5 protein-coding genes are annotated in these 6,484 nt (G+C 29.8%); all 5 read left to right on the top strand.

The genetic code is table 11. The features are described 5' to 3' along the window. Positions 1-70 precede the first annotated feature (70 nt). The 5 genes from A500_RS04880 (at position 71) to A500_RS04860 (ending at position 6,454) form a co-directional block, all read left to right on the top strand. Positions 71-1,078 (top strand): ABC transporter substrate-binding protein, encoded by a 1,008-nt coding sequence (locus A500_RS04880; RefSeq protein ID WP_016206472.1) that lies wholly within the window; start codon positions 71-73, stop codon positions 1,076-1,078. Then, complete coding sequence (locus A500_RS04875; protein WP_016206471.1) at positions 1,078-2,007, top strand: ABC transporter permease; 930 nt, start codon at positions 1,078-1,080, stop codon at positions 2,005-2,007. Before A500_RS04880 ends, A500_RS04875 begins: the two co-directional genes overlap by 1 nt. Continuing rightward, a complete protein-coding gene (locus tag A500_RS04870; RefSeq protein ID WP_016206470.1) occupies positions 1,970-2,764 on the top strand; it encodes an ABC transporter ATP-binding protein in 795 nt (264 codons plus the stop codon). Before A500_RS04875 ends, A500_RS04870 begins: the two co-directional genes overlap by 38 nt. A gap of 437 nt (positions 2,765-3,201) precedes the next feature. Then, a complete protein-coding gene (adhE, locus tag A500_RS04865) occupies positions 3,202-5,826 on the top strand; it encodes a bifunctional acetaldehyde-CoA/alcohol dehydrogenase (RefSeq protein ID WP_016206469.1) in 2,625 nt (874 codons plus the stop codon). 145 nt (positions 5,827-5,971) lie between these two features. Beyond that, complete coding sequence (locus A500_RS04860) at positions 5,972-6,454, top strand: hypothetical protein (protein ID WP_016206468.1); 483 nt, start codon at positions 5,972-5,974, stop codon at positions 6,452-6,454. Positions 6,455-6,484: the final 30 nt, after the last annotated feature.

The raw sequence follows: 6,484 nt of genomic DNA, 5'->3' as shown, positions 1-6,484 counted from the left end.
TAGAAAATGGAAAATTAAAAGGTAGAATTGTAGGAATCGAGATTTTATAAAAATTAGGAGGATAGATAAAATGGTAGGGAAAAAGAAAATATCATTAATTTTGATTAGCTTACTTACAGTAAGCAATTTATTAGGTTGTGAAAAAACAAAAGATTCAGCTTCAGTAAATGAGGAAACAAAGATAAGAATAGGAGTTAATCAATTAGTGCAACACCCCGCATTAGATTCTGCAAGAGAAGGATTTATAGAAGGGCTTAAAGAAAAGGGATATGAAGATAATAAAAATATATCAATAGATTATCAAAATGCACAAGGAGATACTGCTACCTCTCAAACAATAGCTCAAAAGTTTGTAGCAGATAAAAAAGATTTGATTTTAGCAATAGCTACACCAGCAGCTCAAGCGGTTTATAATGCAACTAAAGACATTCCAACTGTATTTACTGCTGTCACAGATCCAATTGCAGCAGAGATAGCTAAAGATTGGAGGAGTTCAGGAACTAATTTGACAGGAGTGTCTGATATGGTACCTGTAGACAAGCAATTAGAATTACTACTTAAGCTTAAACCTGATGTGAAAACTATAGGAGTTATCTATAATACATCAGAAGCAAATTCAGAGGTTCAAGTAGAAGCATTAAAGAAAGAAGCTGAAAAGGTAAATTTGAAAGTTAAAGAAATTGGTATAACAAATGTTAATGAAATAAATCAAAATTTGACATCAGCAATAAAAGATATAGATGCATTGTACACTCCAACTGATAATACTGTAGCTTCAGCTTATGATTTAGTTGGACAAATAGCTATTAAAAATAATATTCCTATTTTAGGTGCGGAGGAAGCGGTTGTATCAAAGGGTGGACTGTGTTCAATCGGGATAGATTATTTTAAGCTTGGTAAAGAAACAGCTTATAAGGCAGTTGAAATATTGGAAGGTAAAAAACCAAATGAAATTGAAATAACAACTTTAAGTGATATGAATATAACAATAAATACCGATGTAGCAACAAAATTAAATATAGAAATACCGAGTGATTTAGATGAAAAATCTAATAAGGTTACTGGAGGGGTTAATTAGTGAACTTAGCTTTAAATGTACTAGAACAAGGTTTTTTATTTGGAATAGTTGCTATTGGTGTTTATATAACTTATAAAATATTAGATTTCCCAGATCTTTCTGTAGATGGAACTTATCCTTTGGGTGCAGCTATTTGTGCGGCACTTTTGGTTAAAGACTTCAACCCTTGGATAGCTGTTTTAATAGCAACTATAGGTGGAGCAATGGCTGGATTTATAACAGCCCTTTTAAATGTAAAATTAAAAATTACTAATTTAATGTCTGGAATATTAGTTATGATAGGATTATACTCTATAAATCTTATGATAATGGGGAAATCCAATATACCATTATTTAATACTAAGAGTGTTTTTAGTAATGACATATCTAAGATATTTATAATTACCATTATTCTTTTAATAATAAAGGTGGTATTTGATCTGTTTCTAAAAACAAAATTAGGAAGTTTACTAGTTGCGGTAGGCGATAACGAACAAGTAGTGACTTCACTTGGAGTAAATAAAAATTCTATAAAAACCCTTGGACTTATGATAAGTAATGGACTTGTGGCATTATCAGGAGCACTAACTGCTCAATATCAAGGTTTTGCAGAAGTGAGCATGGGGACTGGAATAGTAGTTATGGGATTAGCTGCTGTTATAATAGGAAGTTCGATATTTAAAAAAATTAATTTTATAAAAGCAACAACTTTATCTATTTTAGGTTCTGTAATATATAAATTAGCTATTGCTCTTGTATTAAACTTTGGGTTGAATCCTAATTATTTAAAGCTTATGACTGCAATAATAGTTATTATAGCTTTAAGCTTAAATTCTAAAGTTATAAAGTTAAAAAAGAAGAATAGAAGCTATTCGATAGAAGAGATTTCAGATAGAAAAGGTGGTGATTTAGATGCTAAGGATTCAGGAGCTTTACAAAGTTTTCAATGAAAATACAATAAATGAAAATAAAGTTTTTTCAAAATTTTCTTTAGATGTTAAGAAGGGAGATTTTATAAGTATAATAGGATCGAATGGAGCAGGTAAATCAACGCTATTAAATATAATATCAGGAAATATAGAGTGTGATGAAGGCGTTATATTATTAGATAAAGAAGATGTTTCGAGTAAAGATGAATATAAGAGATCAAAGCAAATTGGAAGAGTTTTTCAAGATCCATCTCTTGGTGTAGCACCAAATATGACAATATTAGAAAACTTATCATTAGCAGATAATAAAGGAAAAACTTATGGATTATCTTTTGGAATAAATAAAAAGCGAATTGAATATTATAAAAGTATTCTTAAAGAATTAGATTTAGGTCTAGAAGATAAACTATATAATAAAGTGAATTTATTATCAGGAGGACAAAGACAAGCTTTAACACTTTTAATGGCTATCTTATCAGGACCAAAGCTGTTACTTTTAGATGAACATACTGCAGCGTTAGATCCAAAAACCTCTTTAATGATAATGAAAATAACTGAGAAGTTGGTAAAAGAAACGGGAATAACTACTTTAATGGTAACTCATAATTTAAAACAAGCAATAAAAAGTGGGAATAGATTAATTATGATGCATAGAGGAGAAATATTAATAGATGTTAAAGATAAGGAGAAAGAAAAGCTAACCTCTTCAAAGTTAATGGAGTTGTTCAAAGAGGCTAATATAAATGACGATTTAAGTGATAGAACATTATTATCATAATAAAAAAATAAAAGGTTGTAATTTTAATTTATAACCTTTTATTTTTTTGTTAATTTAAGTATGAATATTTAAATTGATTTTTAGGAAAAGTAATAGTAAAAATATATACTTTAGTTAGTGAATTTTAGAATTAAAATAAAAAAATAAATACTTTAATATAAAAAAGGTTTTGAAGGAATTACATTGTTATATATATAACAATGTAATTAAATTAAATTATATGGATAAATTGTATTAATATAGAAAAACGCTAATTAATGATACAATTTTTATTAAAAATTAGATTTAATGGTTAAAAAAATAAATTTGATAATTTTTTAACAAAAAACATTGACAAAAAATAAACAATGCAATAAAATAAATTTGTAATCAAAATTAAAGTAAATTAAAAATGTGAAAAAGAAAATTTATCTTATAAATATTAGGAGGAATAAAAAATGGCTGTAACAAATGCACAAGAATTAACTCAAAGAATTAAAGAATTAAGAGAAGCGCAAAAAATATTTGCTACCTATACACAAGAGCAGGTAGATGAGATTTTCAGACAAGCAGCTATGGCAGCAAATGATAACAGAATTAAATTAGCAAGAATGGCAGTTGAAGAAAGTGGAATGGGAATAGTAGAAGATAAAGTAATAAAAAATCACTTTGCTGCTGAATATATATATAATCAATACAAGGACATGAAAACATGTGGAGTTATAGAAGAAGATCATACTTTTGGAATAACTAAAATTGCAGAGCCGATAGGTGTTGTAGCAGCTATAGTTCCGACTACTAATCCAACATCAACAGCAATATTTAAAACATTAATAGCGTTAAAAACAAGAAATGCAATAATTATATCACCACATCCAAGAGCTAAAAAAGCTACAATTGAGGCAGCAAGAATAGTATTAAATGCAGCTGTTAAGGCTGGAGCACCAGAAGGGATAATAGCTTGGATAGATGAGCCATCAGTTGAATTATCACAAAATGTTATGAGAGAATCAGATATTATCTTAGCTACAGGTGGTCCTGCAATGGTTAAGTCAGCTTATTCATCAGGAAGACCAGCTTTAGGAGTTGGAGCAGGAAATACTCCAGCTATTATAGATGAAACTGCACACATAAAGATGGCTGTAAACTCAATACTTCTTTCAAAAACCTTTGATAATGGAGTTATTTGTGCATCAGAGCAAAGTATCTTAGTAATGGATGAAATTTATGATGAAGTTAGAAAAGAATTATCTGCAAGAGGAGCATACATCTTAAAGGGTGAAGAAATAGATAAAGTAAGAAAGATAATATTAAATGAAAAGGGTGGCTTAAATGCTAATATGGTTGGGCAGCCAGCATACAAAATAGCTGAAATGGCTGGAGTAAAGGTTCCAGAAGATGCAAAAGTTTTAGTTGGAGAAGTTGAATCAGTAGAATTAGAAGAACCATTTTCACATGAAAAATTATCACCAGTACTAGCTATGTATAGAGTAAAAACATTTGATGAAGCTTTAACAAAGGCATGCCGATTAATAGAATTAGGAGGTATGGGACATACGTCAGTATTCTATACGGATCAAATAAAGTCAACAGAAAGAATTGCTAGATTTGGGGCGGCAATGAAAACTGCAAGAACATTAATAAATATGCCTGCTTCACAAGGAGCTATAGGAGATATATTTAACTTTAGACTAGCACCTTCATTAACACTAGGTTGTGGATCTTGGGGTGGAAACTCAGTTTCAGAAAATGTAGGACCTAAGCATTTAATAAATGTAAAAAGTGTTGCTGAAAGGAGAGAAAATATGCTTTGGTTTAGAGTTCCAGAAAAAACTTATTTTAAATATGGATGTTTACCAATTGCGTTGCAAGAACTGCATGAAATGGGTAAAAAGAAAGTATTTATAGTTACAGATAAAATGTTAGCTGAACTTGGATACACAGCTAGAATAACAGATGTTTTAGAAAGATACGGAATAGACTTTAGAATATTTTCAGAGGTTGAACCAGATCCTACTTTATCAGCAGCTAAAAAAGGTGCAGAAGCAATGCTTGCATTTAATCCAGATGTTATAATTTCTTTAGGTGGAGGCTCACCTATGGATGCAGCTAAGATTATGTGGGTAATGTATGAACATCCAGAAGTTAGATTTGAAGATTTAGCAATGAGATTTATGGATATAAGAAAGAGGGTTTACAAATTCCCTACTATGGGTGAAAAAGCAATGATGGTTGCTATTCCAACATCAGCAGGTACTGGATCAGAAGTTACACCATTTGCTGTTATAACTGATGAAAAAACAGGTGTTAAATATCCACTTGCAGATTATGAATTAACTCCAGATATGGCAATAGTTGATGCAGAGCTTATGATGAGTATGCCAAGAGGATTAACAGCAGCTTCAGGTATTGATGTTTTAGTTCATGCAATTGAAGCATATGTTTCAGTATTAGCCTCAGAATATACTAATGGATTAGCTTTAGAAGCAATAAGATTAGTATTTAAGTATTTACCAGTTGCTTATAATGAAGGAAGTACAAATGTAAAAGCAAGAGAAAAAATGGCGCATGCGGCTTCAATAGCAGGATTAGCTTTTGCCAATGCTTTCCTTGGAATTTGTCACTCAATGGCTCATAAGTTAGGTGCGTTCCATCACTTACCACATGGTATGGCTAATGCATTACTAATAAATGAATCAATTAAATTTAATGCAGCGGATGCTCCAACTAAACAAGCAGCATTTGCCCAATACAAGTATCCTAATGCAGCATGGAGATATGCTAGAATAGCAGATTATCTACAATTAGGTGGAAATACAGAAGCTGAAAAAGTTGAATTATTAACAAAAGCTATAGATGATTTAAAGAATAAGGTTGGAATGCCAAAATCAATTTCAGACGCAGGCGTGTTAAAGGAAAGCTTCTATGCTACAATAGATGAAATGGTTGAGCAAGCATTTGATGATCAATGTACAGGAGCTAATCCTAGATATCCATTAATGAGTGAAATTAAGCAAATGTATATAAATGCTTATGAAGGAGTAAAACCAAAGGAAGTTAAAAAAGAAACTAAGAAAAAATAATATTTCAAATAAAAAATAGAGAATATGATAGGTATTCTCTATTTTTTATTTTTATATTAATCATACATTTTATAAAAATATGATATTATTTATAGAGAGAATTATTAAGAGATTACAAGGATGATGTGATGTTTGGAGGAATTTTATGAAAAAAATAATTTTAGCAGTTTTGATATTAGTTTTTGCACAGATATTTATGATTGGATGTTCAAAGGAGGTAAGCAAAGAAAGTGAAAAAGAGATAAAAGAAACAATTGATTTAGTTTTATCTTATAAAAATGGATATGATGATAATATGAAAAAACATATAAGTGAAGATAATTTTTATATATGTAATTATGTAGAGTTTTATTCACTATATATAGGTGAATTAAATCTTGAGAAATATGAAAGTTCAATTAAAAACATAAATAAAGAAAATGAAAAGTATAAAGTGTATATGGTTCTTAATATGGAAGCTAAGGCACTTGAAACACATGGAGATGAAGAATCAAGTGATGAAGCTATAGGAGAAGATGTTCCAGTTGAGGTAGTGGTTAAAGAAAAAAATGGAGAGTATTATATAGAGGGATTTACAGAATATGAAAACTTAGAAAAGGCTAAAGAATTAAATTCAGGATTTAACTAAGAACTAAAATAAATTTAAGAAAAGGTGAAA

Source organism: Clostridium sartagoforme AAU1 (genome assembly GCF_000401215.1).
Taxonomy (GTDB): domain Bacteria; phylum Bacillota; class Clostridia; order Clostridiales; family Clostridiaceae; genus Clostridium; species Clostridium sartagoforme.
This window is presented reverse-complemented; position numbering and strand designations above follow the sequence as displayed.

Coding starts and splice junctions, on each gene's coding strand:
- A500_RS04880 (WP_016206472.1), top strand. CDS start 71: ATGGTAGGGAAAAAGAAAATATCATTAATTTTGATTAGCTTACTTACA.
- A500_RS04870 (WP_016206470.1), top strand. CDS start 1,970: ATGCTAAGGATTCAGGAGCTTTACAAAGTTTTCAATGAAAATACAATA.
- adhE (WP_016206469.1), top strand. CDS start 3,202: ATGGCTGTAACAAATGCACAAGAATTAACTCAAAGAATTAAAGAATTA.
- A500_RS04860 (WP_016206468.1), top strand. CDS start 5,972: ATGAAAAAAATAATTTTAGCAGTTTTGATATTAGTTTTTGCACAGATA.